Here is a 25,093-nt window from a genome sequence, read left to right as displayed (position 1 = left end):
CCGTACTCTCGCGCAAAAAGTACGCACTGTCAATTATTCAGAGTTCGTACGCGTGGCGGCAGGCTGGTGGCATGACACACAAGCAGCATCCCCTCGAATCCGGATTCACTGCGGCCTCGACGGCTGATGAGGTCCTCGCGGGTATCGACCTGTCCGGTAAGAACGCCGTCGTCACCGGCGGCCACGTCGGGCTCGGTCTGCAGGCCACCCGTGCGCTGGCCAAGGCCGGCGCCTCGGTCACCGTCGGGTCGCGCGACACCGGCCGCGCAGCGTCGGCACTGGCCGGAATCGGGGGCGTCGAGATCGACCGGCTGGACCTGCTGGACCCGGCCTCGGTCGACGCCTTCGCCAGCCGCTACCTGGAGTCAGGTCGCCCGCTTCACATCCTGCTCAACAACGCCGGCATCATGGCTCCCGCCGAGCTGGTTCTTGACGCGCGCGGCTACGAGATACAGTTCGCGACCAACCACCTGGGCCACTTCCAGCTGACGCTGGGCCTGTTGCCCGCACTGCGCGCGGCTGCCGGCGCCCGCGTGGTCAACACAACGTCCGGTGCAACCCGCATGTCCGACATCCGCTGGGACGACCCGCACTTCGCCACCGGCTATGACGGCCACCTCGCCTATGCCCAGTCCAAGACCGCCAACGTACTGTTCGCCATCGAGCTGGACCGCCGATGCTCTGAGGACGGGATCCGTGGCTACGCCGCGCACCCGGGCATCATCGTCGGCACGAACCTGGGCGGCTCGATGCCCGTAGACCGGGTGCGAGCCATGCAACTGGCCATGGGGCTGGTCGACGAGTCCGGCCGGCCGATCATCGACCCCGAGAGCGGGAAGAAGACGCCGCAGCAAGGTGCCGCCACCATCGTGTTCGGGGCCACCAGTCCCCTGCTCACCGACATCGGCGGCGTCTACCTGAAGGACAACGACATCTCGCCGCTGGACGACGCCGTGGATCCCAACGCCCAGGGGGCCGACCTGATCCGGTCGCAGAACGTCGTGCCGCACTCCATCGACCCGCAGTCCGCGCGGCGCCTGTGGGAGATGAGCGAGCGACTGATCAAAGCGTAACCGCCCTGCCGAGATGACGCCCGCCCGCAAGATACGCCAGAGCCCGGTTGCCCGATGCGATCGGTCGCTTCTCGCGGTCCCGGCCTCGCGGTTCCGGGCTGATCGGTACGCAGCCAAGCCGTCGGCCCCTCACCTACGACCGATTTTGCCGCCACGCGATGGCGGAGAAGGAGCTACGAATGTCATTACAACCTGCAGATGAGGCCCGAACAATCGTCATCACAGGGGGAAACAGCGGCCTGGGTTACGGATGTGCCACTGCGCTCGTGAGCTCTCTCGAGGGGCCGTGGCACGTCATCGTGGCGAGCAGGGACGCGGGCCGCGCGCAGGAGGCGGTCGACAAGCTGGCCACTATTACGCATGCGGGGAATACGGTGGAGGCGATGTCGCTGGACCTTGCGTCCCTGGACTCGGTCCGAGCGTTCGCCGCCGAGCTGACCGGCCGGATGGCCTCGGGCACGGTTCCCCCCTTGCAGGCGCTGGTGTGCAACGCGGGAGTTCAGGCCGGGACCAGGCACACCCAGACCGCCGACGGCTTTGAGTCCACGTTCGGAGTCAACCATCTCGGTCACTTCCTGCTCGTCAACGAGCTCCTGCCGGTTCTGCGGGCACCTGCGCGGGTAGTCGTGGTGGCGAGCGGCGTCCATGATCCGGCGCAGAAGGCCGGCGTGCCCGTTCCCGCGTGGAACAACGCGCCCGCTCTGGCGCACGGCGAGCTCGGGCCCGACGCCGCGTCCGACAACGCCTTCGTGGCCGGTCAGCGCCGCTACAGCACTTCCAAGCTGGCCAATATCTATTTCACGTACGCCCTGGCCCGCCGTCTGCCCGAGGGTGTCACCGCCAACGCCTATGACCCTGGCATGATCCTGGGGACGGGCCTGCAGCGATCGGCTCCGGCCCCGCTCCGATTCGTCGCCAAGCATGTTCTGCCGCACGCCAAGCCGTTGGTGCGTCGGTTCGTGACGGACAAGCTCTACACCACCGAGGAGTCCGGCGCCGCGCTGGCCTGGCTCGCGACCGCCCCCGAGCTGGCCGACACCACCGGCGCGTACTTCCACCAACGCCAGGCCATTCGTTCGTCGCACGACTCCTACGACGTCGCACGCGCGGATCAGCTGTGGGAAGACAGCCTGGTACTGACCGCCCGGCCCAGCTGAACCCAGATGCCAGGGTTTCGATTCGTTGCTGGTTCTGTCATGCAGAACGTTCTTTTGACCCGGATGCCGACCACACCGACGGTCTCATCCGTCGCTGCGAACCTGAGGAGAACGATATGAGCGATCAAGCAGTCCCTACCTTCTCGACGGCTGAGCGTGATCGCAGATGGGATGTGGCGCGCGCGTTCATGAAGAGCGAAGGCCTCGACGCGCTGCTCGTCTTCGGCGAACACGAAGACGCAGGCCCGGCGCCGTTCGCCTACGACATGTGGTTCACCAACGGCAGGGCCGGGACGACGGTCGTCTTTCCGCGAGGCGGCGACCCGATCTCGCTGTTGCCCATGCCGTTGTTCACCATGGACCACCTGGAATCCACGCGCAGAGGCGACATCATGTGGATTCCGCCGGAGAACGTCCGGCTGTCTCGCGACTCCGGCGCGATCGCTGAGACGCTCAACGAACTGGGGCTGGCGAAGGGAAACATCGGTGTTGTCGGCCTGGAACCCTATCTCCCGTGGCACCCCGAGGCCATGGTGCCGTACCAGCTCTGGAACAGCGTCCTGGGGCACTTCCCAGGCGTCGAGTTCAGGCCGGTTACTGTGGCCCTTTCCCGGCTCATCCTGCCACTGAGCCAGGAGGAGATCGCCGCTGTGCGCTACTCGGCGAGCATCGGCGACGCCATGGTGCGGGCCATGGTCGACACCGCCGCCCCTGGAGTGCCAGAGAGCGAGGTGTACGCGGCGGGCATGTCCGCGGGATACGCGCGCGGGACGATCCCCCCAGCCATGCACCTCTGGTCAGGCCCGGACCCCGTCTCCACAGGCTGGCCGCAGTGGGGCTACCGCCCGCAGGCCCCCCGCATCCTGCAGGATGGCGACATCGTCTTCTCCGAGGTGTTCTCCCAGTTCGGTGGACGCCACACACAGCACCAGGTCACGATCACTATCGGTGAAATACGCGAGGACTTCCAGCGCGCCGCCGACGTTGCTCGTGCGTCCTACGACGCGGGCATGCAAGCGCTGCGCCCCGGCCGAACCTTCGGCGAGCTTGTCGACGCGATGCTCACACCGATCAAGGCAGCCGACGGCTGGGTGCTCCAAACAGGAATACACTCGCTCAACCCGATTTAGCGGTGGGCGGCACCCCCAGAGGCATCAGCCGCTTCCCCGGCGCCGAAACCGAGGTCTACCCTCCCATGCCCGACGGCCACCACACCCTCCTGGCCGACCTGGAACTTAAGCCCGGGATGACGTTCGCCTTCGAGCCCAACTATGCATTCGGGCGCCACCTGGTCCACCTCGGTGGCACGGTGATCGTCGGCGACGACGAGCCGATCGAGCTCAACCCCTACACGGCGCAGATACTGCGGGCGGCAGGGACGACGTCTGCCACGTAATGTAACCTGCGGCCGCTGATGATCAGGGGCTGCATGGCTCGCCCGCATGGGCATCGTCCTCATCCTGCCCGCGCGGTCCGCAGACGTTCTGATCGGCCGGGCGCGTCCGTCGTATGGAGGCCACTTCCCAGTCCGGGCTGGGAGCAGATGATCTCAGCGGCCGGGTGCTGCCCAAATGCGCCTCGACCTCCTTGTGCAGGGCCGCGACCTGCTGGTTCAGGGTGGCAAGGCCGGCGATCAGGGCGCGGACGGAGGCGGCGTAGGCGGCGGTGACCACCCGGCCCCGAGAAGGAAGCGCTCGGCGTGCTGGCCATCGAGATCGAACTCCTCCAGCCCGCCACCGCATAACCCTCAGCAAACCCCACAACGGATCAGGGCCCGCGCGGCGCGCAGGCCCTGATCGCGTCCGGGTGTGCGTCCCGGCCTCGGGCGTTACTGACCAGCGGCCGGGAAATGCCGGTCCAGGACGTCGGCCCACTCCGGCAGCGGGACAAACCCGCCGTGGCTATTGAAGCGGCGCGCCTGCAGGGCGACCAGCTCGGCGAGCGCCGCGGCGAACGGGCCGGCCTGCTCAGCAGGCAACGCCTGCACGGCGGCCTGGAAACGAGCGTGTGCGTCCGGGAACAGTTCCCGAGCCTCATGCACGGCGTTCCCGGCTGGCACGAACTGCGTGTTCGGCGACTCTTCCCGCAGGAAAGCACGAGCTTCGTGAGGGACGGTCAGGTCATAGGCAGGCCTCACTGAGGTCCATCGGTGTGTGCTTGCTCATGCCCGGAGCCGTACCCAGCACTGAGCAGGCCGCAGGAACGTCATGGTCAAAGTCCTCGGCAAGGACCGACCCGGGGCTCGCGACACGGCGGCGGTCACAGGAACGCACATCAGTGCACGTCAGGCACTTCGACCCAGATTTTCACCAGGCCTCCGCCACCCGTTAGCGAATCGAGACCTTAGCTCATAGGGCTCAGTATCACTGCAGGTCAGGTGCTACTTCGTTGGAAATTTCTTCATTGCTACCGGGACCCCTGACAGACCGGTGAGGATCTCGTTGGCCTCGGCCATGTTGCGGGCGAACCGGTCGAACTTGGTCACCGTGAAGACGCTGCCGTCCCACACGGCGGCGAGGGCCTGGTCGAGGCCGGCGCGGTTGCGGCGGGTGGTGCCGGAGAACCCGCGGTCGATGTAGATGCGGTCTTCGGGGACGCCGAGGGTCAGGAGTTGCTCGGTCTGGATCACGACGTCTTGCTCGTCGGTGGAGCAGCGGGCGTAGCCGACGCGGGTTCCGTTCACGCGCTCCAGTGTTCCGGATACGGGGGCCTTCAACGGAACAGTTCGCGGAACACCTATACGGAACACCTTGACCTGGGGCGGTTGTCCGGGCGGCTGGTGTTCCGGTGGGGGATCCTCTTACGGAACACCACTCTGATCAACGACACGCTCGTGCTCGCGCTGACCGTCGCCTGAGTGCGACCGGCGCAGCCCGTCCAGCACGAGGGTGATGACACCGTCGGCCTCGGCCCGCCAACCGGGGCGGTCATGGGCCGCACCGATGCCATGCAGTGCCATCATGACGGCACCGGCACCCACGTCGTCGCGGACGGCGCCGTCCTTCACGGCGGCGGCCACCAGGTCGGTGACAGCCTGCTCCAGCGCCCGACTACCCTCGGCGAGCGCACCCGAGCCGGTGGCCATGAGCGTGGCCAGCGTCCGGGCGAGGCCCTGGTGGGCATCCATGTAGCCGACCATGCCACGCAGGAAGGTCGCCAAGGCCTCCTCCGCAGGCAGCGTGGTCTGCAACTGGCGGGCGCGGTCGCACAGCGTGGCGACCTCCTCGTGGTAGACCGCCTCGGCCAGTGCCTCCCGGGTGGGGAAGTGGCGGTACAGCGTGCCGGTGCCCACTCCGGCCAGGCGGGCGAAGTCATCGAAGCGCAGGTCGAAGAAGCCTCCGGCGTCGAAGACCTCCCGGGCCTTGGCGAGCAGGGCCTCGCGGTTGCGCTGGGCGTCGGCCCGCAGCGGCTTGTCGGTGGTCATGCGCTACCTCACGTTGACAAGTGGAGATGACCTCCATATTTTGAAAACTGGAGATGACCTCCAAATCGATCGTACCCCACGAGGTGCAGCGTGAAGATCCTGATGTTCGGCCGAGGCGTGATCGCCACCGTCTACGGCTGGGCCCTGCAACAGGCGGGACATGACGTCGAGTTCTACGTCCGGCCGGGCAGCGCTGCGACGTACGGAGACGCGGTGGACCTCGACCTGCTCGATACGCGGCGCCGGGTGTGGGGGCAGCGCGTCGCCGAGAAGTGGCCGGTGCGCTACCGCGAGGCGCTGGAGCCGGACCACGACTTCGACCTGATCGTGCTCAGCGTGCCGCACCACCGCCTCGCGGAGGCGACGGCCTTCCTGTCCCCGCGAGTCGGCCAGGCCACGGTGCTGGTCTTCGGCAACATCTGGACCGAGCCCCTGGCCGCGATCGGCGCACTCCCGCTCGACCAGATCGCCTGGGGCTTTCCCCAGGCCGGTGGCGATTTCGGCGCGGACGGCGTGCTCCGTGGGGCGCTGCTGCCGTCGGTCATCTTCGGCACCTTCGGCCAGCCTCCGACCGACCGGGAGCGGGCCGTGCGCCAGGCGTTTCGCGAGGCCGGGCTCCGGATCAAGGAGCAGCCTGACTTCCGCGGCTGGCTGTGGGTCCATTTCGTGTCGGATGCCGGCCTGTTCTCGCAGGGCCTGCAGCTGGGTTCCCTGTCCAAGCTGGCCGGGGCGACGGGCGACCTTCGCGAGGGGCTGCTGGCCGGCCGCGAGCTCCTGCCGCTCCTCGAGGCGCGCGGCGTTGACCTGCGACGGCACCGGGGCGGTGTGCTGCTGTTCCGGGCGCCCACCTGGCTGACGGCACCCGTGCTCGCCTGGCTGACTGCTCATGTCGCGCCGGCGCGCGTGAGCCTCACGGCGCACTCCGACCCCGACGCCGAGGAGCCGCGTGAGATCTGCCGGGACACCCTGGCGGAAGCACGCCGGTTGGGGGTCGCGGTACCGCGACTGGAGGCGGCGGAACCGAGCTTCGCCCGCGAGGTGACAGGCTGAGTGAGCGGCTACGAGACTTCCCCGCAGTTCCGCTGTGATCATCCCTTGGCGACGAGGGGTAGGAACGTCGACGACCTCGCCCCACGCCGGGTGCACCTCCTCAGCCGTCCGCGCATCCTTCGAAAGATCGGCCAAAAGGACGGGATCGCACAGCCAGGCCGGGCACGGTGGACGATTCTCCGAATCCCTGGGGTCTACCCCTCCTCCTCCACGCCGCCGCCGTCGGGGAGAGCGCACATCCTCATCCGCCCGAGTCGACTCGCGGAACCCCAGCGCATCCCGCACCTGCTTGCGGTGATACTCGATCGTCGACCCCGACCACCGGTACTCCGCGAACAGGACCGGGTCGACCTTCACCTGCCCCGCCACGTAGTCGACAGCGGCCTTGGGGGCCTCACCTGAATGCCGCGGGAACCGGCCCTTCTGCTCGAAGAACTTCAGCAACAGACCGAAGCCCAGCCGCGTCACGCCCGTCTTGTTCCCCACCAGCTCCCAGTCGCCGTCCAGCAGCGTCCACGTCGCGATCAGTTCCTCCGGCTCCCACTCCCGACGCACCCGAAACTGCCCTCCACCTGACCGTCTCCGACACGAACACGATCAAGCAGAAATTCCGACCAGCCTCATTCACTCACCGTGACGACCACGAACCGCAATCGTGATCTCTCACACAGCTACTTTGGGGCTGGGGTCAGCTTCGGGAGTGGAGGGCCCTGTCATCCCATCCTGGACGACGCCTTACTCGCTACCTTGAACGTCGACGTTAAATAGCGCCGCCGCGCCTTGCTTGACCACCCGTCACCCTCGCCAACCGCCGGGAACAGGAAAGCGCCGAACGGCTCAGAGCCCAAGTTCGCGCAGTTGCGCAGGCCGCAGGGGCCGCCACCCGGTGGTGTCGAGCTTGGCCAGTTCCGCTTCCGCGTCGACGTTGATCACCCCGAAGAAGTTGATGTTGTCGCTGTGTCCAGGCCGGTGGGGCGGCCGTCAGCCGACAGCATCCGGACCAGGTCGTAGGCGCGCACCGTCCCCATCGTGAGCGAGCCGGCCACGCGCAACATGTCGCCCCAGTGCGCGTGGATGCGATCCAGACGACGACGTGGCTGGAGGCGTGCTCCAGCGGGCCGTAAGTGGCACTTTGAGCAGGTTCTCGGCACGCTCGTACGACAGTTCGGCCGCAGCAGAAGAGGTTGGCGGCGGCCGCGGGTGTGCGGAGGTCACGTCGCCGCGACGCTTGACCCTGACGCAGGGTCAACCCCTCAGCATGGTTGGCATGACCACGAAAACCAGTGCGATCGAGGTCGCCGGACTGCGCAAGTCGTACGGCGACCACGAGGTGATCGCCGGAGTCGACCTGACCGTGTCCGAAGGCACCGTCTACGCCCTGCTCGGGCCCAACGGGGCCGGCAAAACCACCACAGTCCGGATCCTGTCCACGTTGCTCCCTGCCGACGCCGGGGAGGCTCGGGTCGCCGGGTACGACGTACGCCGCGAAGCCGACCAGGTGCGCGCGTCGATCGGAGTGACCGGACAGTTCTCGGCCGTGGACGAGTTGCTGACCGGGCGGGAGAATCTGCGGCTGATGGCCGACCTCGGCCACCTCGACCGGCGCCGCGCGAAGAGCGTGGTCGAGCGACTGCTGGAGCGGTTCGACCTGGTCGATGCCGCCGACCGGCGCGCGGTGACGTACTCCGGCGGCATGAAGCGGCGGCTGGACCTGGCGATGACCCTGGTGCCCGGGCCGCGGCTGATCTTCCTCGACGAACCGACCACCGGTCTCGACCCGCGCAGCCGCCGTGGCCTGTGGGGGATCGTGCGGGAGCTGGTGGCCGACGGGGTCACCGTCTTCCTCACCACCCAGTACCTCGAGGAGGCCGACCAGCTCGCCGACCGGATCGGTGTGCTCGACGGGGGCCGGCTGGTCGCCGAGGGCACCGCGGCCGAGCTGAAGCGGCTGGTCCCCGGCGGCCACGTCGAGCTCCAGGTCTCTGACATCGAGCAGGTGGCCGAGCTGGCGCGTCGGCTGCCCGAAGCGAGTCCGGACGCCGAGGCGCTCACCGTGACCCTGCCGCACGACGGCAGCCTCACCGCGCTGCGACGGCTGCTGGACGAGATCGACGACGACGGCGCGGTCACCGGGCTCACCGTGCACACGCCGGACCTGGATGACGTGTTCCTGGCCCTCACCGGCCACCCCACCACCGAGGAGGTGCCGGTATGAACACCGCGACGTACGCCGTCCGCGACTCGGCCACCATGCTGCGTCGCAACCTGAAGCGCATGGCCCGGTACCCGTCGATGACGCTGATGCTGATCGGGCAGCCGCTGCTGTTCCTGCTGCTGTTCGTCTATGTCTTCGGCGGCACCATGGGCGCCGGTCTGCGGGGAGCCCCGGCGGGGGACCGCGGCGACTACCTGACGTTCATCACTCCCGGAATCTTGATGATGACGGTGGCAAGCGTGTCCATCGGCACCGCGGTCTTGGTCGCCACCGACATGACCAACGGGATCATCGACCGGTTCCGGACCATGGCCATCGCCAAGGTCTCGGTGCTCACCGGCCACGTGCTCGGCGCGATGATCCAGACCACGCTCGCGCTCGCGGTGGTCTTCGGGGTGGCGTTCCTGCTCGGCCTGGAGACCGCCGCCTCAGCGATGCAGTGGTTGGGCCTGGTCGGCCTGCTCGCGCTGCTGTCGTTCGCGATGACCTGGTTCACCGTGGCGCTGGGGCTGGCCAGCCCGGACCCGGAGACCGCGAGCAACCTGCCGATGATCTTCGTGCTGCTGCCGTTCGCAGGCAGCGGGTTCGTGCCGGTCGAGTCGATGCCGACCGGGCTGCGGTGGTTCGCCGAGCACCAGCCGTTCACGCCGATCATGGACGCCTTCCGCGGTCTGCTGGCCGGATCGACGGTTGGTTCGGACGCGCTCTGGGCCACCGGCTGGTGCGTGGTGATCGGGTTGGCCGGCTACCTCTGGTCGCGGCGCCTCTACCGGATCTGCGCCGCGAAATAGGAGACTGGTCCGATGCTGACCATCGGCGAGCTGGCGTCGTACGCCGGAGTGACGGTGCGCGCGGTGAGGCACTATCACGCCAAGGGGCTGCTGCCGGAGCCGGAGCGGGACCACTCCGGCTACCGGAGGTACGGCGCCGGCGCCGTGGTCGAGCTGATCAAGATCCGGACCCTCGCCGAGGCCGGGGTCCCGCTGGCGCGGGTGCGGGAGCTGCTGCAGGCCGACGAGGAGGAGTTCGCCGCGGCGATCGCAGACATCGACAGGCGGCTGCGGGCGGAGATCCGGGAGCGGCAGCGGCACCGGGAGCGGATCGCCCGGCTCGCCGCCGGGGACAGCTTGGCGCTGCCACTGGAGGTGGTCGAGTTTCTCGACCGGCTGCGGGCGCTCGGGGTCGACGAGCGGATCGTCCAGGTCGAACGCGACGGCTGGATCCCGCTGGCCGCGCACTCACCCGAGGGAGTCCCGGTGTGGATGGCACGCAAGCGGGAGCAGATCGCCGACCCGCAGCTCATCGACTTCTATCTCACCCTGGGCCAGGCTCTCGACTGGAACGCCGACGACCCGAGGCTGGTCGAGCTGGCCGACAAGATGGCCGCCTACATCACGCGGATGGCCGACGAGCAGGGCGAGGACTATGTCGACGATGCCGACATCGAGCCACCGTTCGCCAAGCTGCTGGACACACTGGCGTTCGACACCGCGCCGCCGGCCCGTCGACTGATCGAGCTGCTGGAGAAGCGGGGCTGGACCGGCTGGACCAGGCTCGAGCGCGTGGACCCGACACGGGGTGCAGCAGAAAGACACCGCGGGTAGCGTTCCCGGGGTTAGCGGTGACGGCGGGCGGTGCCCCCGATCAATCCTCGGCGGGTGCCACTTCAGAGGACTTCCCAGTCGAGCTCGCCGTCAACTGCCTTGGGCTTCCAGTAGCCGATGGATTCGCCGTTCTCCATGGCGTCGGCGGTGGCCTTCAGCAGGGCGTAGTACGAACGGATCCGGATCCCGCCAGGAGTGAAACTCATGCTGCCCTCGTGATCGGTGTCGCCGACGTCACGCTTCACCGAGTCGATGACGAGATGATCTCCCATTCCGTCGGCGCCGACGGCCAGCATGCGCCCGTCCCACCATTCCGATCGGGGATCGGAATATCCCGGATCCCCGACGTCCTCGTGGTCGATCTCGCACAGTCCCCGCCATGTATCCCGGATCTCCGAAACACTCGCGCTCGTGTTGCCCAGGAAACCGAAGGCCCAGGTCTCCTTCAGGTGGATGGACCCGTCGTGCCGCAGCAACGACGCCCGCAGGTCGTCAGGGAAGCGCAGGCCCATCTCGGCCTCCGCCGCCGCGATATCCGCTGCTTTTCCTGGCTTGCCGAGCGTGCGGTAACTCCTTGGGGCATTGGCCTTCAGCCATGACTCGATCCGCCGCCATTGCCGATTGACCGCCCGGGCCACCTTCGCGTTGAGCTTGCGTACTGTCGGGGCGGCGTCCTTGGGCCGGCAGTCCTCGTCGGGGGTTTCCGCAGCGGACGCTGCCGGCTCCCGAGCAGGCGTGGACATGGACGCGGGCGGATCGTCGTCACTCTGGATGGCCAGGAACAAGCAGGTAGCCGAGCTCTCCGAGGGCACCTCATCGCATGCCCCGTCCTGGAGCGGTTTCCCCCTCGTGATGACGACCTCGTTGGCAGTCACCGCCGCTGGTTCCTTGGAGAAGACCGCGGACTCGAGCGCTTGCGTGCCGGAAGCCAGCAGAACAAGCACTAATCCGGCCGCACCCCAGCGGGTCAGACGGCGGCGATCTGATGCGCTCAGCGGCTCCCGTGGCGGGCGAACTCTCGCGGGGCGGTCCAACCAGGACGGCCTGGTGGCGTAGCGCTCGAAATCGCTTTCAGTGGGGATCCCGAGAATCGGGACAGGAGGCCGCTCCTCAGAAGCCGGAGGGCTCGCAGGGGGAGAGGGCGAGGTGCCGGGCTCCTGCTGCACCGGCTGCGGTTCAATGGCGGCGCGCCGACGAGAACACACGATCATCACGGCTACCGCTGCCGCGATGGCCATCGCGAGCGCGAGCCATACCGTCCGTGGAGTCATTAATCGCCGCACGCCCGGCAGAGTATCTGGAATTGGTCTGTAAGGAGATCAAGAACCTGGTGTGTGGAGACGCGCACGCCGGGTGCGGCGGCCGGGCGGGCCGGGGAACCCACCGTGGGCAATCACGACAGGGCGCCCCGCCGCGGAAGACAACGTCGAACGCGGCGACGTCGTACGACGAATCGGCAGGTGCGCCTGTCCCCCGTGCGAGCTACCCGCGAATGTCCACCGTGCGGGGACTGATTCCAGACCGCCGGATCCCTAGCGTTTCCCTACGTAGCGGCGGCGCCCCGTCGCGCAGTCCCCCACGTAAGGGAGTTGTCATGCGGTTGTTGAAACAGTTCGTGCCCGTCGCGGTGGTCGCATTCGCCGGCGGCGCGATCGTGGGCGCGGTGCAGGGGAGCCCGCTCCTCACCTTGCTCCTCGGCGTCGCGACGGCCGTGCTCGCGGTCTTCGTGTACACCAGGGTGGTGCGGTGGTCCGAGCGCCGCGCGCCGGTGGAGGTGGCGGCGCAAGGCGCCGCCCCCGCCCTCGTCCGGGGGACGCTGATCGGTGTCGCGGGGTTCGCGGCCGTCATCCTGAACATCGCCTTCATCGGCGGCTACCGGATCGACGGTATGGGCTCGGTGGCGGGCGCGGTCGGGCTGTTCGGCTTCATGGCCGCCGCCGCGGTGACGGAGGAGCTGCTGTTTCGCGGCATCCTGTTCAGGATCGTCGAGGAACGTACCGGCACGTGGATAGCGCTGGCTCTGACCGGCCTGCTGTTCGGCCTGTCGCATCTGTTCAACCAGCACGCCAGCCTGTGGGGCGCGATCGCCATCGCGATCGAGGCCGGCGCCATGCTCGCCGCCGCCTACGCCGCCACCCGCACCTTGTGGGTGCCGATCGGCCTGCACTTCGGCTGGAACTTCGCGGAGGGCGGCATCTTCGGCACCGAGGTCTCGGGCAACGGCGCGACGCAGGGGCTGCTGCACGGCGTCACGTCCGGCCCGGGCCTGCTCACCGGCGGCGAGTTCGGACCGGAGGCGAGCCCGTACGCGGTCGTGTTCGGCCTGCTGCTGACGATCGTGTTCATGTGGCTGGCCCGCCGGCGCGGCAACGTGGTCCCGCTCCGGCGCGGCGCGACCGCTACGCTCGCCCAGTGATCGATCTACGGCGGGTCACTGACCTGTGGCGGCGGTGCGACGTCGTGGTCCGGGATTTACCTTTCGGGCTGCTGCTGGCCGTCGCATCGCTCCTGCCGGCGCTCCACGGCAAGGGGACGCAGGTCGGCGACCTGCCGGCCCGGCCGTTCGACGCGCTGGCGTTGGTGATGATCGCCCTGGAGTCCCTTCCGCTCGCGGTGCGCCGGCGGTGGCCGGCAGTGTGCCTGGCTCTGGTGTCGCTCGGCTTCGTCCTCGACCAGGTCCACGCCTACCACGTGTTCGCGAGCAGCGCGATGCCCATCGCGCTCATCAGCGCAGGCGCCCACCTGGAGCGCCACCGGCGCGTCACCGTGGTCCTCCTCTCCATGGCGTACGTGCCGCTGGCGCTCGCGCTCGGCCGGCTCGGCGCGACCGAGAAGGTGGAGGGTTACGTGGTGTTCTACCTGGCACTGGCCCTCGCGTGGGGCATCGGAACCTGGCTGCGCTCCACCCGGGCCGCCGAGGTCGAACGCCGCCGCCACCTCGCCGAGGCCACCCGCGCCGCCGAACGCACCCGCATCGCCCGCGAACTCCACGACGTCGTGACCCACCACGTGACGGCGATGGTCGTGCAGGCCGAAGCGGCACGCTACCTGACCGCCGCGCCCGATCGCCTCGACGCGACCCTGAGCGCCGTCACCGACACCGGCCGGCGGGCCATCACCGACCTGCGGCGCATGCTCGACCTGCTCAAAGCCGATCACGACACCGACGTCAGCATGCCCTCCGCCGGCGAGCTCCACACGCTCGTGGAGCACACCCGCCGGGCCGGGCAGCCAGTGGAGTTCACCGAGGAGGGCAGTGCGGCGGAATCGGCGGGCAGCGCCGAGTTCGTGGCCTATAGGGTCGTGCAGGAGGCCCTGACGAACGCCCTCAAATACGCCCACGGCAGCCCCACCGCGGTCCGGGTGCGCTACGGCGAGAAGGAGATCAGCGTGGAGGTCGGCACCGACGGCTCCGGCTCCCGGACCGCCTCTCCCGGCGGGAGCGGGCGGGGCCTGGCCGGGCTCCGCGAGCGGGTCGACGCCCTGGGCGGCGAGTTCAGCGCCGACCAGCAGCCGGGAGGCGGCTTCCTCGTACGGGCCCGCATCCCGGCGGGGAACCCGTCGTGAACGCACCTATCCGAGTCCTGATCTGCGACGACCAGGCGCTGATCCGCACCGGCTTCGCGACGATCATCGACGCGCAGCCCGACCTCGAGGTGGTGGGCGAGTGCGGTGACGGCCGAGCCGCGGTCGACCTCGCCCGCCGTCTCAAGCCGGACATAGTGGTGATGGACGTACGGATGCCGGTGCTCGACGGCATCGAAGCTGCCCGCCTGCTGGCCGGCGCCGGTGTCGACAATCCCGTCAAGGTGCTCGTGGTCACCACCTTTAACCTGGACGAGTACGTCTACCAGGCGCTGCGCGCGGGGGCCAGCGGCTTCCTGCTCAAGGACGCCCCACCGGCACAGCTCCTGCACGGCATCCGCACCGTCGCGACCGGCGCCGCGCTGCTGGCCCCCGAGGTGACGCGGCAGCTCGTCGGCAGGTACGCCTCCCGCATCCGCCCCACCCAGACCACGCCCGACGAGACCGCGCTGACCCCGCGCGAGCTGGAGGTGCTGCGCCTCATCGCCGACGGCCGGTCCAACAGCGAGATCGCCGCGACGCTGGTGATCAGCCAGGAGACCGTCAAGACGTACGTGTCGCGCATCCTCACCAAGCTCGACGTGCGTGACCGTGTGCAGGCGGTGGTCTACGCCTACCGCAGGGGCCTGGTGACCTGAGGCGCACCGCCCGGGAACCTTCATGGTGTGATCGCCCCAGACGTCAGGAACTGTCCGTGACCCTGTTCGACCATCAGCGCCCGGCCGTCGGCCCCGCTACGGCGTGTGTACCCGGCGAGCAGGGTGACGAGCCGATCAAGCTGTTCCGGGTCCAGGCGGCCGGTCGCGGGCGCCAGGCACGCCGGATGTCGTCCTCCAGGCTGGGCCTGTCACCGGCCGACGGCGACCACCGCCGGGTCCGGGCGGTCCTCACCTACCTGGGGATCTGACCTTCGCGTGTGCGAAGAAGGCCAGCCCGGACGGGTGCAGCGCGTCGCCGCGATCCCAGAGCGCGGGGTCGACGGAGTCGCGCTGACTGACCTGCTCGACCACCTCGAACCCGTACGCACCCAGCAGGGCGGCCATCTCCTCGGGGCTGAAGAAGGAGACCCAGGGCTCGCCTCCCTGGGCGGCGGCACCCGCGATGGCCTGGGCGTACTGCCGGCCCGCCTCGTCGCGCAACTCCTCCGGCACGAGGTAGTCCAGGACGAGTTCGGTGCCGGGCGCGAGGGTGGTGAACAGGCCGAGCGTCCGGCCGATGGCCTCGCGGGTGAGATACATGCTGACGCCCAGCCAGCTCACGAACGCCCGCCGGGACGGGTCGAACCCGCCCGCCACGAGCTGCTCGGTCAACGGCTCGTTCTCGAGGTCGACGGCGACGAACGAGACGGTGCCGGGTAGCGGGATTCCCGCTTCGGCGAGGAGTTCGCGTTTCCATCGCGAGGTCGCGGGATGGTCGACCTCGAAGACGCGTGTCTTCTCTGCGCGGTAGGCGAAGGAATCGAGACCCGCGCCGAGAATGACGTACTGATCTGGAGCACTTTCGGCCAGGCGGTCCTCTGCGTATCGGCTGCGCGTTACTGCGGCGGCCCGGGCGCCCGCCAGGATGGGGTGGTCACCGCTGGCGCGGTGGTAGCCGATCGCCTCGTCCGCACGGCCCGCGAGCAGGGGCTGCGCCAGAGTGTCGGCGAAGATCCGGGGCTCGTCATCGACGATGAGGTGGGCGGCGCGAGCGGCTGCCGCCATCAATGCGGTTCTACTGGGATTCACACAGAATAGATTAACTACACAATTCTGCATTATATCACAATAGAAAAAATTATAAAAGCATTTAGGTGTGACAATTAAGCGTCAATACCGCAGTTGTCCATCTGACGGCCGGGAAATCAGTCAGCGCGTCCACCAGCGGGCGGTCGAGCGGGTGTCGCGCAGGGCGTTCGTGGCGCAGTGCACCTCGCCGCCGAGCAGGTGCGCCCACGACAGGTCCGCCACCCAGCGCACGTGCACGCCCTGAGCCGCCAGCACGCCCCGCGCGGCCTGCCGGAACAGATCGTGCCCGCCGACGACCGGGCCGTGCGGGTCGGGCGCGGCGAACTCGCCGGCCGTCAGCGACAGCCCGTTGGGGATCCCGGGCGTGTACGCCTTCAGCAGTGATGGATCGGCCTCGCTCGCGCTGAACAGCACGGGCACCCGCACGATTTCCGAGTGCCGCAGGCCCGTCGCGGCCAGCATGGTGTCGAGCTGGGCATCGATGTGCCTCGCGGCCCTGTCATTGGCGGTCATCAGCGCCTGGTCGCCCAGCAGCCCTGCGACCGTAGGGGAGCCGGGGAACAGCCGGGTGCCGCCCGCGCCGGCGGCCTCGGCCCGGCGCAGCAGCCGCGCGGCCATGCGGGGGTCGGCGACCATGAGGGTCCATCCGCGCGCGTTGCGTGCGCGGACGACATGCATGGTCTCGTCCACGTGGCCGACCATCAACCAGCCGGTGTCGAGCACCACGGGCGGCTGGAGGCCCTGCCCCATGCCGGTCAGCAGGCGGACGAAGGCGGGATCGGGACGCCGGGTCCGGCCGGTGCCGTAGACCAGCCGTCCCTGCGGGTGGCCGGCATACGGCGGGAGCGACTCGACGTTGCCCGTGGAATTGCGCAGGTCGGTCAGGTGGTCGCGGCGGGTGAGGCTGAGCTGCTGCACCACGGCGACCCCCGGTCCGCGCAGGTCGCGGAAGAGCAGCCGGGCCATGGGCCGGGGCGTGGGCGCATTCGCATCGCCCAGGTCCAGCACGTTGCCCGACCTGACCAGCACACGCATGGTCCTGACGCCGCCGGCCACGGGCATGGAGGCGGTGGTCGGCTCGAAGATGTCCTGCCACCAGGTGTCCTTCCACCACTGGGACGTGCCCGCGACGAACCTGGGCGAGCGCACACCGGCCGCGCGCGTGGCGTCACGCAAATCGCGGGCGAACTCCTGCCACCCTCCAGGCAAGCCGTCGGGGAAGGGCAGCGCGGGCGGTGAGCCCGGGCCCGTGCCGGGCTTGCCGGCCAGCACCTCGACGGCCGGCTGCAGGTCGTTCTGGAGCAGCAGGGGGGCCTCGCGCATGCGGACGCGGGCGGTGGAGCGCCGGCCGCGGTCGGTCACGGTGAGAGTGATCGTTACCCGGCCGTCCCACCGGGTCCCGTCGCGTACGATGTCGCGTCCCTCGACGCCGAGCTCCAGGCCGGCGCGCAGATCCGCGGCGGTGAGCAGGCCGCCGCCCTCGGGCAGCGTGGGCCGGAAGTCGTCGGTCAGGCGGTCGCCGTAGCGCCGGGCGAAGATCCGCACCTTGTCCTGGGCGTCGGCACTCAGCCTCCCGGTGGCGGCGTCGCCGAGGCCGGGCATGGCAAGCAGACGCAGCCTCGCCAGGTCGGCGGCGTCGCGCTCGCCGTTCACCCGGGCGTCGGCGGCGTCGTTGCAGGCGGCCAGCCGGGCGTCGGCCGCGCCGCCGGGAGCGTCCAGGTCGACCTCGGCCACCCGGCAGCGGCGCTCGCTGTCGTCGAGGTTGGGCAGGAAGATCGCCTCCCCGGCCGTGCCGCCGCCCGGCGGCGCGGCATCGACCTCGCCGTCGTGGTCGGCGTCGGCCAGCAGCACCGGTGCGGGGGAGCTTGTGACCGGCCCGGCGGCGGGGGTGGAGAGCGGCCAGGCTCCGGTGAGCGTGGCCACTGCCGCGCAGGCAGCGGTGGTCGTTTTCGCGGGCATCTTGGGCCTCTCTGGTCGAAGATTTAGCATGGTCGAGCTAAATACAAGATATCACGGCTGTGATATAAAAGCAGCGTGCCGAAAGTGGTCGATCCCGTAGAACGCCGTCGCGAGGTGGTGGACGCCCTGTTCAGGGTCGTCGTACGCGACGGTCTGCAACGCGCGTCCCTGCGCACCGTCGCCAGCGAGGCCGGGCTCAACATCGGCTCCCTGCGCCACTACTTCGCCACGCAGGAGGAGCTGATGCGCTTCGCGATGACGTCGATGATCGAACGAGTGACCGAGCGGTTGCGGGCAGCGGTCGAGGAGGCGGGCGACCTGGCGGCGCTGTCCGCAGAGGAACTGCTGGAGCTGTCCGCCCGGTTGCTGGGTGAGCTGCTGCCCCTCGACGAGCGGCGTCGCGCCGAGGTCACGGTGTTCCTCGACTTCGCCGCCGCCTCCAGAACCGACCCCGCGCTGCGGGACCTGGCCAGGCAGGTCGCGGTGGGCACGCGCGAGTTCGTCAGCCGCGTGCTCGAACGTCTGGAGGTGAGGGGCACCCTGCGCCGGGGGCTGCGGCTCGACCTGGAGACCGAGCGGCTGTCGTCCCTCGTCGATGGCCTCGGCATGAACGCCGTACTGCGTCCCGAGCTAGTGAGCGGACACGACTGCCTGCAAGTCGTGCGCGCCCACCTCGGCGCGCTGGCCGCGTAGGGTCACCGCCGGCCCGGCGCGGCCCGGACCGCAAGGACGCCGTGCTGCCCGAGGCCCTGGCCCGGGCGCTGCGCCGACTGGACGCGCACCCCGAGATCGTCCGCATCGTGCTGCGCTGCGGCCCGCCCGATGTGCACGTGCACATGTGCACGCTCGTTCCCGACCACGCCCGCCGTACCCTTCGGGTCGACTACAGCGGCACCCGCCGCCGTGCCCTGGCTGCCGATGTCGCCGCCATGCTGCGCGCCGGTCAGCTCGAGACCGGGCAGCAGGCATGGACCCTTGCCGAGGCCGCCGGAGAGAGCTGAGCGCTCCAACGCCTCTTCACGAGCAGGTATTCAGACAGTTCCAATATCCGAGGGTGCCGTTAGGCACCAGCGACTCCGGCTTGCGCGCCAAGGGTGAAACGGAGCAGGCCATCGCCCGCGGCGAGGTCCACATAGAAATGATCGAAGCTCACCAGCACACCGACCTCGCCGGCCCTTCGGCCCGGGGTGATCTCCACTCCAGGGTGGAGATCACGCTGTCTCATGCCGTGGGTTGAGGACACCCGGATGGGGCACCGATAGCGTCTCTCGACATGCGCCTGATGCTCCCCGAGCCCGCCGTGCGGGGCAAGCTGGCCCGGGGCGGGGCCGCCGAGGAGGTCGAGTTCGCCGCTGCGATAGCAGATCGTACGGACACCGGCGTCGACCGCGATCGATACCCGCGGCTGGTGGCCGCCACCGTCAGCGCGGCGGTCCGGTCCGCCACGCTGCGCTGGGTGCACGCCGACATGCCGGGTCTGATCGCAGCGCAGCTCAAGGATGCGATCCGTCAACCCGCCGCGGGCCTGCCCGTCCCATAGGCCACCCCCGAACGCATCTCGCACCTTCGCAGACATCGGCGCCGATGCCGGCCTGGCCGGCGCCGCGTACACCCTTGCTCCCAGGAGAGGACCCTCATGCGTCGCATCCTGCCCGCGATCGGGCTGTTCTTCCTGTCGCCACTGATAGCGGAGTACCTGCTCGGCGACCTTCCCATCACCGCGCTGTACGCGCTCGTCGCGCTCGCCCCGATGTACGGCGGCGCCTCGCTGCTGATCCGCGAGGTCTGCCGCCGCTTCGGGTGGGGCTGGCCGAGCATGCTCACCCTGGCGCTGGCCTACAGCATCCTGGAGGAGACGATCGTCACCCAGTCGCTGTTCGACCCAGACTACGGCGGCATGCACCTCCATCTGCTCGACCGAGGCTACGTCCCGGCGCTCGGCATCGCACTGCCGTACACGCTGTTCGTCCTTGCCCTGCACGTCGGGTGGAGCATGTCGGTACCGATCGTGCTGGTGGAGTCGATCGTCCGCGAACGCCGCGACACTCCATGGCTCGGGCGGATCGGCGTCGCGGTCGTCGCGATCGTCTGTGCGGCCGGATTGACCATAAACCTCCTGCGGTCGCGCAAGCCGGGCGGGTTCGTCGCCTCACCCGCCCGACTGGCGGTGAGCGCGCTGGCGGTGCTCGCGTTGATCGGGCTGGCGGTATTCCTCGGTCGTCGGACTCGCCGGACGCGAGCGGTCGACGCGCCGTCGCCGGCGGTCGGCGGACGGTCGGTTGGCGGGCGGTCGGTTGGCGGGCGGACGCCGGCACCGCTGCTGCTGGGCCTGGCGTCGCTGGTCCTCACGTCCGCGTTCATCATCGCGTGGTACGGGGGCCGGCCCTCGCTCCCGCCGTGGGTGTTCGTCGGCGCCGTACTCGTCGCCTACCTCGCCGCTGTCCTGCTGGTCGCCCACTGGTCGGCCCGGACGGGTTGGACGCGGGCACACCAGCTCGCCCTCGCCGGCGGCGCGCTGCTCACCTACACCTGGCACGGGTTCCAAACCAGGACGTTCATGCCCACCCCGCCCGCGATCCTGCTGGTAAGCCACATCGTGATGGCGCTCGGTGCGGTGCTCGTGCTCGCGGTGGCGGCCGTACGGCTGCGTGCCGACAAACTCTTGAGCCGGTAGCGGCCGGCTCACTAACGAGCTGACGACGGTGTGCCTGGGGAGGCTCACGGCACCTCGTAGCCAACACCGAGCAACGCTTTCCGCGCATCCGTGACAGCCCTTGCTGAACCTATCGAGATTCGATAGATTTTCATCGTAACTCGATGGAAGGATGGGTCATGGGAACGCTGGCAGTGCGTGCGCTTCGCGCCGTGCTCGTGGTGGTGCTCGCCGGCACCGTGCTCGTACAGGCATCGATGGTGTGGGTGTTGGTCAGCGGGAGCGACCCGGAGGACGGGGCGCTCCCGCTGACCCCGCTGCGCGTGATCACGATCCTGGGCATGGTGTCGGTCCAGGTCGCCCTGGTCTGCGTATGGCGGCTGGTGACGATGGTGCGACGCGGAACCGTGTTCTCCCACGCCGCCTTCCGGTACGTGGACGGCGTGATCGGCGCGATCGTGGCGGCCGCCCTCGTGTGGTTCGCGGTCACGGCTATCAATGCGCCGGGCCAGCGGGACGACCCGGGCGTCACCGTCATCATGGGCGGAATTGGCCTGGCCATCCTGGGGGTCGCGCTCATCGTGTACGTGCTGCGGATGCTGCTCGCCCAGGCCGTCGCGCGCGACGTCGAAGCGGCGCAGATGCAGGCCGAGTTGGACGAGGTGATCTGATGCCGATCGTCGTCGACATCGACGTGATGCTGGCCAGGCGCAAGATGTCCGTCGGCGACCTCGCGGACCGCGTAGGAATCACGCCCGCCAACCTGGCGGTACTCAAGAATGGCCGCGCCAAGGCGGTGCGCTTCGCGACGCTGGCCGCGCTCTGTGAGGTACTCGAGTGCCAGCCGGGCGACCTGCTGCGCTGGGAGGCCGAGGACGCCGCGGGCGGGCCGGTTGACTTGCACCGCACCGTCTTGGTCGACGACCGCGACCTGCGGACGTGACCCCCCACCGAAATCCCCGTCCTTCCAGCGCGGAAGGGCGGGGGTTCGTCGCTGGGCGGGCAGCCAGGGCTTCGCCAAAGCCGCTTTACACCCGATTCGCGATGATCTGTCAGGTCGACAGGGTTCTGGAAACGTGACAGGTACGGCAGTGCGCGGGTCCCTACCACGACGAGGACCAGGACTACGACGACTGAGAGCATCGGCGGGACTGCCGAGTTGCCGACACATCCCGGCTGAGGTCGGACGACCGGCAGACTTCGGTGTCCGCTGTACGGACCGGGTGCCGATCGCCAAAGGTTCCCGAGGTCCTGGCACCCCCGTCACCATACCCACTGATCGACCGAGTGGCGGCTGGCCGGAGCCATAGGAGTTCCGGGCCGTCTCGGCGGTCTCCTGCTGCTGGGCGGTCTGTGCCGCGGCCTGGGCGGCGGTGAGCCGGCCGCGCCGCCATCGCGCGGATCTCCGAGCTCAACCATATGTGACCGTGTGGCCCTCGGCAGGTTCGCCCGGCTCCTCGGCTTCGGGCACGTTGCCGATCGCCAGGGTGAGCTTGTCCGCGCTGGGCGCGCTTGAGGAGGTGGAGGGCAGTCGCCGCGAAACTGTCGTGCTGTCGGATCGCTGACGATCGGCGCCCCCGGAAAATTCTTCAAAGAAATCCGGGAGGCGGTGTCGGATCGGGGCGGTGGTGTTCGTAGCAGGGGTGAGGCCGCCCGCAAGGGGGACGGCGCCGAGGTAAAGGAACCGCGATCATGAAGCTGACGACCGTGACTCAGGTCACCATCGATGGAGTGATGCAGGGAAACGGCGGTGCGTCGGATGAGGACCGCAGGAACGGATTCGAGCGCGGCGGATGGGCCCCGGGGGCGGGTGACGACGAGACCAGGACGTTCATCACGCAGACCTACCAACGCGCCGAGGCGTTCCTGTTCGGCCGGCGCACCTACGAGTTGTTCGCCGGCTCCTGGGGATCAATCGACCAGATGGGCGCACATCCCATCGGCGTGGCCCTGAACGAGGCCCCCAAGTACGTTGCTTCGACCACGCTCACCGCGCCGCGTTGGGAGAACACGACTGTTCTCCGCGGTGACCTCGCGGCGGCCATCAGTGAGCTGAAGGCCAAGCCCGGGGATGAGCTGCAGGTGCACGGCAGTGGCATCCTGACCCAGTGGCTGCTGGAGAACGACCTGGTCGACGAGATGATTCTGATCGTGATCCCGGTGATCCTCGGCCAGGGCGCGCGATTGTTCCCGGAGACCGGTCCGGACCTTGCGCTCGACCTGGTCGAGTCGCGGGTCGACTCGAAGGGCGTGACGATCCAGGTCTACCGGCCGGCCGGGCGCCCCCGGTATGCAACGGCCTGAGGTCCCTACCGCCGAACCACGCTGTCTTGACACCACAGGAGATGATCTTCAGATGCGGTACCTGGTTTCCGTGATCGATGACAAGAGCAATCCCGGCAGCACGGACAGGCTGCCTGCCATCAGCGCGTTCAACGAACGACTGATCGCCGAGGGCTACTGGGTTTTCGCGGGCGGACTCGCGGACACCGACGCGGCCACGGTCATCGACAACCGGGGCGAGCAGGCGGTGTTCAGCGACGGGCCTTTCGTGGAGTCGAAGGAGTACCTCGCCGGCGTCTGGGTGTGGGAGGCCCCCGATCTGGATGTGGCGCTCAAGCTCGCCGCCGAGGCGTCGAAGGTCTGCGATCGGAAGATCGAGGTGCGGCCGTTCCAGTGAGCGACGTCGAGGAGGCGATCACCCAGGCCCACCACGACGAGTGGGCGCGGGTGGTGGCCGCCCTGACCAGGCGCTTCGGTGACCTCGGCATGGCCGAGGAGGCAGCGGCCGAGGCGTTCACGACCGCCGTCGAGCGGTGGCGGGCCGACGGCCTGCCCCCAACCCGGGCGCGTGGCTGACCACCACCGCCAACCGCAAAGCGATCGACCGGATCCCCATCGAAACCCCGCGCGCAGCGGCAGGCGTTCGGCTGGCCCGGCAGGCGAACCCGTTCCCGGACGCGTCGCCGGTGCAGGTCACCCTCTGAACAGACTGGCAAGCAGATCGCTCTGCACGTTTAGTGCTTGTACAAGGTCGCTCTCGACTTCCTGACGGCCACCTGGGCGGTGGAGCTCGCGCCCAAGGGCGTGCGTGTCGTGTCTGTGGCGCCCGGCATCACCGCCACCCCGTGCTGCCCCACGCCGCGTTACCGCCGCTGGCCGGGTGTGTCGATGTGACTGTGCTGATGGCACAGGCCAGGGCGGACCTGGCAGACTGCCGGCTCAACGGAGATCCATTCTGTTGACGGATGGTTGTGGAAGATCACCCGTTCTGCTGGATCTCCGTTCTCAAGTCTCCGGTGTCCGTCGATCCCTTGACGTCCCACCCCAAGCGCTAACGGGCCGGCCGGGGGAAGCGTGCGACGAACCGGGCGCCGGATGCGCTGTCTTCGATGGTCAGGGTGCCGCCATGGTCTTCGGCGATCTGCCGGGCGATTGGCAGGCCCAGGCCGCTGCCGCCACTGTCCTTGGCACGGGCGTCCTGCAGGCGGGCGAAGCGCTCGAAGATGACCTCCCGCTGCTCGTGCGGCACCCCGCTCCCGTCGTCGTAGACTTCCAGCACCGCTGTGTCGCCTCGGTGCTCGACGGTGACCATGACCGTTGAGCTGGCGTGGCGTTCGGCATTGTCCATGAGGTTGTTCATCAGTCGGGTGAGACCGATCCGCTCTCCGTAGACCATCACGCCGCTGCTGAACCTCCTGACCACCCTGACCTTGCTCTGCCGATGGTCGAGCTCGCCGTCCACCAGGACGGCAAGGTTGAGGAGGTCGTATTGGCCGGTGCCACCGGCCTCAAGCCGGGAGATCTCCAGCAGGTTGGTCACCAAGTCCTGCAGTCGCTCAACAGACTCCAGCAGCCTGCCCGCGGTTTCCACCCAGTCGGTCTCCTCCCGCCGTGTGAGCGCCTCCTCGATCTCGGTATGCATCGCCGTGAGCGGGTTGCGCAGGTCATGGGAAGCGTCCGAGGCGAACCTCAACTGGTCCTGGATCGCCGCCTGGGCCCGCTCCAACGTCTGGTTGGTGGTCTGCGCGAGATCCTTGAACTCGTCATCATGGCTCGGCAGCGGAACCCGCTCGCTCAGATTAGAGGGCCGGATCGTGGCAAGTTTCCCGCTGATGGCGCGCACCGGTTGCAGGATCTTGCTCATCATCCAGTACGTCCCGAGCGCTGTCGCCGTGATCAGCAGGAGCGAACCACCGATGAGTCCAGTCAGTACGGCCGCGCTGCCGTAGAGCGGAGGCTGGGGAGCGGCAATCAACAGCAGCAGTGTGGCGGAGACGCAGACCAGCGCCATGACGGCGCTCGCCACGGTGGTCACACGGGTTTTGACGGAGTAGTGATGCCACTCTCTCAAGCTGATCATTCCGGAAACGTCCTGCACGTGGCTGTGACAGGTCCAGCAATCAAACAGTAATTGAAGACGCACGCTCGCCAGCCAGGGACCTCCTTTAACGGGACTTTCGTTCCGATATTCGTCGACCCCGGTGTCTCTGCGCACAAGGGTCTTGACCCTCCGTGCGGGTTCGCGCGATCAGCCCCAAAGTAGCTCTACGTAGCGACGACTACCGTTCGTGTTCTCAGAACACGACATCGAGCTGGAACTGCTCACCGACCCGTGCCGGGCATCTACATACCCCCTCCGAGCA

The 25,093-nt window shown here is 68.8% G+C and carries 32 protein-coding genes and 1 pseudogene; 23 read left to right on the top strand and 10 right to left on the bottom strand.

Annotated elements, in window-relative coordinates; all coding sequences use genetic code 11:
• Positions 1–71 precede the first annotated feature (71 nt).
• The 4 genes from ACQPWU_RS28770 to ACQPWU_RS28755 all read left to right on the top strand — a co-directional run bounded on the left by ACQPWU_RS28770 (position 72) and on the right by ACQPWU_RS28755 (position 3,626).
• Complete coding sequence (locus ACQPWU_RS28770; protein WP_433444844.1) at positions 72–1,073, top strand: SDR family NAD(P)-dependent oxidoreductase; 1,002 nt, start codon at positions 72–74, stop codon at positions 1,071–1,073.
• Between the two features lie 158 nt (positions 1,074–1,231).
• Complete coding sequence (locus ACQPWU_RS28765; protein WP_433445306.1) at positions 1,232–2,230, top strand: SDR family NAD(P)-dependent oxidoreductase; 999 nt, start codon at positions 1,232–1,234, stop codon at positions 2,228–2,230.
• Positions 2,231–2,346: 116 nt separating this feature from the next.
• Positions 2,347–3,360 carry a M24 family metallopeptidase gene (locus ACQPWU_RS28760; RefSeq protein ID WP_433444843.1) on the top strand — a complete coding sequence of 338 codons (1,014 nt, stop codon included), beginning with the start codon at positions 2,347–2,349 and terminating at the stop codon, positions 3,358–3,360.
• A gap of 2 nt (positions 3,361–3,362) precedes the next feature.
• Positions 3,363–3,626: a hypothetical protein gene (locus ACQPWU_RS28755; protein ID WP_433444842.1), complete on the top strand. Its 264-nt coding sequence runs from the start codon at positions 3,363–3,365 to the stop codon at positions 3,624–3,626.
• 22 nt (positions 3,627–3,648) lie between these two features.
• Here the strand turns inward: ACQPWU_RS28755 and ACQPWU_RS28750 are convergent, their stop codons facing one another.
• From ACQPWU_RS28750 to ACQPWU_RS28735, 4 genes are all read right to left on the bottom strand, one after another.
• Positions 3,649–3,903 (bottom strand): hypothetical protein, encoded by a 255-nt coding sequence (locus ACQPWU_RS28750; protein ID WP_433444841.1) that lies wholly within the window; start codon positions 3,901–3,903, stop codon positions 3,649–3,651.
• 155 nt (positions 3,904–4,058) lie between these two features.
• Positions 4,059–4,367, bottom strand: coding sequence for a hypothetical protein (locus ACQPWU_RS28745; RefSeq protein WP_433444840.1), 309 nt, complete (start codon positions 4,365–4,367; stop codon positions 4,059–4,061).
• 243 nt (positions 4,368–4,610) lie between these two features.
• Positions 4,611–4,913 (bottom strand): recombinase family protein, encoded by a 303-nt coding sequence (locus ACQPWU_RS28740; protein ID WP_433444839.1) that lies wholly within the window; start codon positions 4,911–4,913, stop codon positions 4,611–4,613.
• 117 nt (positions 4,914–5,030) lie between these two features.
• The gene (locus tag ACQPWU_RS28735) at positions 5,031–5,654 is read right to left on the bottom strand and encodes a TetR/AcrR family transcriptional regulator (protein WP_433444838.1); all 624 of its coding nucleotides are present in this window, start codon (positions 5,652–5,654) and stop codon (positions 5,031–5,033) included.
• Between the two features lie 90 nt (positions 5,655–5,744).
• Here ACQPWU_RS28735 and ACQPWU_RS28730 point away from each other — a divergent pair, with 90 nt between their 5' ends.
• Positions 5,745–6,704, top strand: coding sequence for a ketopantoate reductase family protein (locus ACQPWU_RS28730; protein ID WP_433444837.1), 960 nt, complete (start codon positions 5,745–5,747; stop codon positions 6,702–6,704).
• Positions 6,705–6,956: 252 nt separating this feature from the next.
• On the opposite strand, the pseudogene ACQPWU_RS28725 reads toward ACQPWU_RS28730, so the two are convergent.
• Together ACQPWU_RS28725 and ACQPWU_RS28720 are read right to left on the bottom strand one after the other, a co-directional pair.
• Positions 6,957–7,259, bottom strand: a pseudogene (locus tag ACQPWU_RS28725) (DUF4158 domain-containing protein); the annotation flags it as partial.
• Between the two features lie 374 nt (positions 7,260–7,633).
• The gene (locus ACQPWU_RS28720) at positions 7,634–7,732 is read right to left on the bottom strand and encodes a hypothetical protein (RefSeq protein WP_433445305.1); all 99 of its coding nucleotides are present in this window, start codon (positions 7,730–7,732) and stop codon (positions 7,634–7,636) included.
• A gap of 239 nt (positions 7,733–7,971) precedes the next feature.
• Here ACQPWU_RS28720 and ACQPWU_RS28715 point away from each other — a divergent pair, with 239 nt between their 5' ends.
• From ACQPWU_RS28715 to ACQPWU_RS28705, 3 genes are read left to right on the top strand one after another with little or no spacing between them, the layout of a single operon-like run.
• Positions 7,972–8,919, top strand: a complete 948-nt coding sequence (locus ACQPWU_RS28715; protein ID WP_433444836.1) for an ATP-binding cassette domain-containing protein — start codon at positions 7,972–7,974, stop codon at positions 8,917–8,919.
• Positions 8,916–9,710: an ABC transporter permease gene (locus ACQPWU_RS28710; protein ID WP_433444835.1), complete on the top strand. Its 795-nt coding sequence runs from the start codon at positions 8,916–8,918 to the stop codon at positions 9,708–9,710. Before ACQPWU_RS28715 ends, ACQPWU_RS28710 begins: the two co-directional genes overlap by 4 nt.
• Positions 9,711–9,722: 12 nt before the next feature.
• Positions 9,723–10,523: a MerR family transcriptional regulator gene (locus ACQPWU_RS28705; protein WP_433444834.1), complete on the top strand. Its 801-nt coding sequence runs from the start codon at positions 9,723–9,725 to the stop codon at positions 10,521–10,523.
• Positions 10,524–10,585: 62 nt separating this feature from the next.
• Here the strand turns inward: ACQPWU_RS28705 and ACQPWU_RS28700 are convergent, their stop codons facing one another.
• Positions 10,586–11,761: an SMI1/KNR4 family protein gene (locus ACQPWU_RS28700; protein WP_433444833.1), complete on the bottom strand. Its 1,176-nt coding sequence runs from the start codon at positions 11,759–11,761 to the stop codon at positions 10,586–10,588.
• A 356-nt stretch (positions 11,762–12,117) separates the two neighbouring features.
• Here ACQPWU_RS28700 and ACQPWU_RS28695 point away from each other — a divergent pair, with 356 nt between their 5' ends.
• The 4 genes from ACQPWU_RS28695 to ACQPWU_RS28680 are packed head-to-tail and all read left to right on the top strand — an operon-like array spanning position 12,118 to position 15,015.
• Entirely contained in the window at positions 12,118–12,939 is an 822-nt protein-coding gene (locus ACQPWU_RS28695; RefSeq protein WP_433444832.1) for a lysostaphin resistance A-like protein, read from the top strand.
• Positions 12,936–14,090 carry a sensor histidine kinase gene (locus ACQPWU_RS28690; protein ID WP_433444831.1) on the top strand — a complete coding sequence of 385 codons (1,155 nt, stop codon included), beginning with the start codon at positions 12,936–12,938 and terminating at the stop codon, positions 14,088–14,090. The genes ACQPWU_RS28695 and ACQPWU_RS28690 overlap by 4 nt, the downstream gene beginning before the upstream one ends.
• Positions 14,087–14,746, top strand: a complete 660-nt coding sequence (locus ACQPWU_RS28685; protein ID WP_433444830.1) for a response regulator — start codon at positions 14,087–14,089, stop codon at positions 14,744–14,746. Before ACQPWU_RS28690 ends, ACQPWU_RS28685 begins: the two co-directional genes overlap by 4 nt.
• 56 nt (positions 14,747–14,802) lie before the next feature.
• Entirely contained in the window at positions 14,803–15,015 is a 213-nt protein-coding gene (locus ACQPWU_RS28680; protein WP_433444829.1) for a hypothetical protein, read from the top strand.
• On the opposite strand, the gene ACQPWU_RS28675 is transcribed toward ACQPWU_RS28680, so the two are convergent.
• Positions 14,996–15,811, bottom strand: a complete 816-nt coding sequence (locus ACQPWU_RS28675; RefSeq protein WP_433444828.1) for a class I SAM-dependent methyltransferase — start codon at positions 15,809–15,811, stop codon at positions 14,996–14,998. The two genes, ACQPWU_RS28680 and ACQPWU_RS28675, sit on opposite strands and share 20 nt — an antisense overlap.
• A 144-nt stretch (positions 15,812–15,955) precedes the next feature.
• Positions 15,956–17,794 (bottom strand): protein-arginine deiminase family protein, encoded by a 1,839-nt coding sequence (locus ACQPWU_RS28670; protein ID WP_433444827.1) that lies wholly within the window; start codon positions 17,792–17,794, stop codon positions 15,956–15,958.
• 84 nt (positions 17,795–17,878) lie between these two features.
• On the opposite strand from ACQPWU_RS28670, the gene ACQPWU_RS28665 reads away from it, so the two are divergent.
• From ACQPWU_RS28665 to ACQPWU_RS28615, 11 genes are all read left to right on the top strand, one after another.
• Positions 17,879–18,487, top strand: coding sequence for a TetR/AcrR family transcriptional regulator (locus tag ACQPWU_RS28665; protein ID WP_433444826.1), 609 nt, complete (start codon positions 17,879–17,881; stop codon positions 18,485–18,487).
• 41 nt (positions 18,488–18,528) lie between these two features.
• Positions 18,529–18,795 carry a hypothetical protein gene (locus tag ACQPWU_RS28660; RefSeq protein WP_433444825.1) on the top strand — a complete coding sequence of 89 codons (267 nt, stop codon included), beginning with the start codon at positions 18,529–18,531 and terminating at the stop codon, positions 18,793–18,795.
• 53 nt (positions 18,796–18,848) lie between these two features.
• Positions 18,849–19,031, top strand: a complete 183-nt coding sequence (locus ACQPWU_RS28655; protein WP_433444824.1) for a hypothetical protein — start codon at positions 18,849–18,851, stop codon at positions 19,029–19,031.
• Between the two features lie 36 nt (positions 19,032–19,067).
• Positions 19,068–19,334: a hypothetical protein gene (locus ACQPWU_RS28650; RefSeq protein ID WP_433444823.1), complete on the top strand. Its 267-nt coding sequence runs from the start codon at positions 19,068–19,070 to the stop codon at positions 19,332–19,334.
• Between the two features lie 96 nt (positions 19,335–19,430).
• Entirely contained in the window at positions 19,431–20,468 is a 1,038-nt protein-coding gene (locus ACQPWU_RS28645; RefSeq protein ID WP_433444822.1) for a hypothetical protein, read from the top strand.
• Positions 20,469–20,626: 158 nt separating this feature from the next.
• Positions 20,627–21,118 carry a DUF2975 domain-containing protein gene (locus tag ACQPWU_RS28640; RefSeq protein ID WP_433444821.1) on the top strand — a complete coding sequence of 164 codons (492 nt, stop codon included), beginning with the start codon at positions 20,627–20,629 and terminating at the stop codon, positions 21,116–21,118.
• Positions 21,118–21,390, top strand: coding sequence for a helix-turn-helix domain-containing protein (locus ACQPWU_RS28635; RefSeq protein WP_433444820.1), 273 nt, complete (start codon positions 21,118–21,120; stop codon positions 21,388–21,390). Before ACQPWU_RS28640 ends, ACQPWU_RS28635 begins: the two co-directional genes overlap by 1 nt.
• A 749-nt stretch (positions 21,391–22,139) precedes the next feature.
• Positions 22,140–22,751, top strand: a complete 612-nt coding sequence (locus tag ACQPWU_RS28630) for a dihydrofolate reductase family protein (protein ID WP_433444819.1) — start codon at positions 22,140–22,142, stop codon at positions 22,749–22,751.
• Positions 22,752–22,803: 52 nt separating this feature from the next.
• Positions 22,804–23,127, top strand: a complete 324-nt coding sequence (locus ACQPWU_RS28625; protein WP_350730763.1) for a YciI family protein — start codon at positions 22,804–22,806, stop codon at positions 23,125–23,127.
• Positions 23,124–23,306, top strand: a complete 183-nt coding sequence (locus tag ACQPWU_RS28620) for a hypothetical protein (RefSeq protein WP_433444818.1) — start codon at positions 23,124–23,126, stop codon at positions 23,304–23,306. The genes ACQPWU_RS28625 and ACQPWU_RS28620 overlap by 4 nt, the downstream gene beginning before the upstream one ends.
• 165 nt (positions 23,307–23,471) lie before the next feature.
• The gene (locus tag ACQPWU_RS28615) at positions 23,472–23,624 is read left to right on the top strand and encodes an SDR family NAD(P)-dependent oxidoreductase (protein WP_433444817.1); all 153 of its coding nucleotides are present in this window, start codon (positions 23,472–23,474) and stop codon (positions 23,622–23,624) included.
• A 157-nt stretch (positions 23,625–23,781) separates the two neighbouring features.
• Here the strand turns inward: ACQPWU_RS28615 and ACQPWU_RS28610 are convergent, their stop codons facing one another.
• The gene (locus ACQPWU_RS28610) at positions 23,782–24,828 is read right to left on the bottom strand and encodes a HAMP domain-containing sensor histidine kinase (protein WP_433444816.1); all 1,047 of its coding nucleotides are present in this window, start codon (positions 24,826–24,828) and stop codon (positions 23,782–23,784) included.
• Positions 24,829–25,093 lie beyond the last annotated feature (265 nt).

This window comes from Nonomuraea sp. CA-141351, from assembly GCF_050944675.1.
Lineage (GTDB): Bacteria > Actinomycetota > Actinomycetes > Streptosporangiales > Streptosporangiaceae > Nonomuraea.
The sequence above is the reverse complement of the archived record's forward strand: the minus strand, read 5'-3'. Positions and strand labels throughout refer to the sequence as shown.

What these genes read in the sequence shown, in the direction of transcription:
- ACQPWU_RS28770 (WP_433444844.1), top strand. Translation starts at nt 72, where the DNA reads ATGACACACAAGCAGCATCCCCTCGAATCCGGATTCACTGCGGCCTCG.
- ACQPWU_RS28765 (WP_433445306.1), top strand. Translation starts at nt 1,232, where the DNA reads ATGGCGGAGAAGGAGCTACGAATGTCATTACAACCTGCAGATGAGGCC.
- ACQPWU_RS28760 (WP_433444843.1), top strand. Translation starts at nt 2,347, where the DNA reads ATGAGCGATCAAGCAGTCCCTACCTTCTCGACGGCTGAGCGTGATCGC.
- ACQPWU_RS28735 (WP_433444838.1), bottom strand. Translation starts at nt 5,654, where the DNA reads ATGACCACCGACAAGCCGCTGCGGGCCGACGCCCAGCGCAACCGCGAG.
- ACQPWU_RS28720 (WP_433445305.1), bottom strand. Translation starts at nt 7,732, where the DNA reads ATGGGGACGGTGCGCGCCTACGACCTGGTCCGGATGCTGTCGGCTGAC.
- ACQPWU_RS28715 (WP_433444836.1), top strand. Translation starts at nt 7,972, where the DNA reads ATGACCACGAAAACCAGTGCGATCGAGGTCGCCGGACTGCGCAAGTCG.
- ACQPWU_RS28710 (WP_433444835.1), top strand. Translation starts at nt 8,916, where the DNA reads ATGAACACCGCGACGTACGCCGTCCGCGACTCGGCCACCATGCTGCGT.
- ACQPWU_RS28705 (WP_433444834.1), top strand. Translation starts at nt 9,723, where the DNA reads ATGCTGACCATCGGCGAGCTGGCGTCGTACGCCGGAGTGACGGTGCGC.
- ACQPWU_RS28700 (WP_433444833.1), bottom strand. Translation starts at nt 11,761, where the DNA reads ATGGCCATCGCGGCAGCGGTAGCCGTGATGATCGTGTGTTCTCGTCGG.
- ACQPWU_RS28695 (WP_433444832.1), top strand. Translation starts at nt 12,118, where the DNA reads ATGCGGTTGTTGAAACAGTTCGTGCCCGTCGCGGTGGTCGCATTCGCC.
- ACQPWU_RS28675 (WP_433444828.1), bottom strand. Translation starts at nt 15,811, where the DNA reads ATGGCGGCAGCCGCTCGCGCCGCCCACCTCATCGTCGATGACGAGCCC.
- ACQPWU_RS28670 (WP_433444827.1), bottom strand. Translation starts at nt 17,794, where the DNA reads ATGCCCGCGAAAACGACCACCGCTGCCTGCGCGGCAGTGGCCACGCTC.
- ACQPWU_RS28650 (WP_433444823.1), top strand. Translation starts at nt 19,068, where the DNA reads ATGCGCCTGATGCTCCCCGAGCCCGCCGTGCGGGGCAAGCTGGCCCGG.
- ACQPWU_RS28645 (WP_433444822.1), top strand. Translation starts at nt 19,431, where the DNA reads ATGCGTCGCATCCTGCCCGCGATCGGGCTGTTCTTCCTGTCGCCACTG.
- ACQPWU_RS28640 (WP_433444821.1), top strand. Translation starts at nt 20,627, where the DNA reads ATGGGAACGCTGGCAGTGCGTGCGCTTCGCGCCGTGCTCGTGGTGGTG.
- ACQPWU_RS28635 (WP_433444820.1), top strand. Translation starts at nt 21,118, where the DNA reads ATGCCGATCGTCGTCGACATCGACGTGATGCTGGCCAGGCGCAAGATG.
- ACQPWU_RS28630 (WP_433444819.1), top strand. Translation starts at nt 22,140, where the DNA reads ATGAAGCTGACGACCGTGACTCAGGTCACCATCGATGGAGTGATGCAG.
- ACQPWU_RS28625 (WP_350730763.1), top strand. Translation starts at nt 22,804, where the DNA reads ATGCGGTACCTGGTTTCCGTGATCGATGACAAGAGCAATCCCGGCAGC.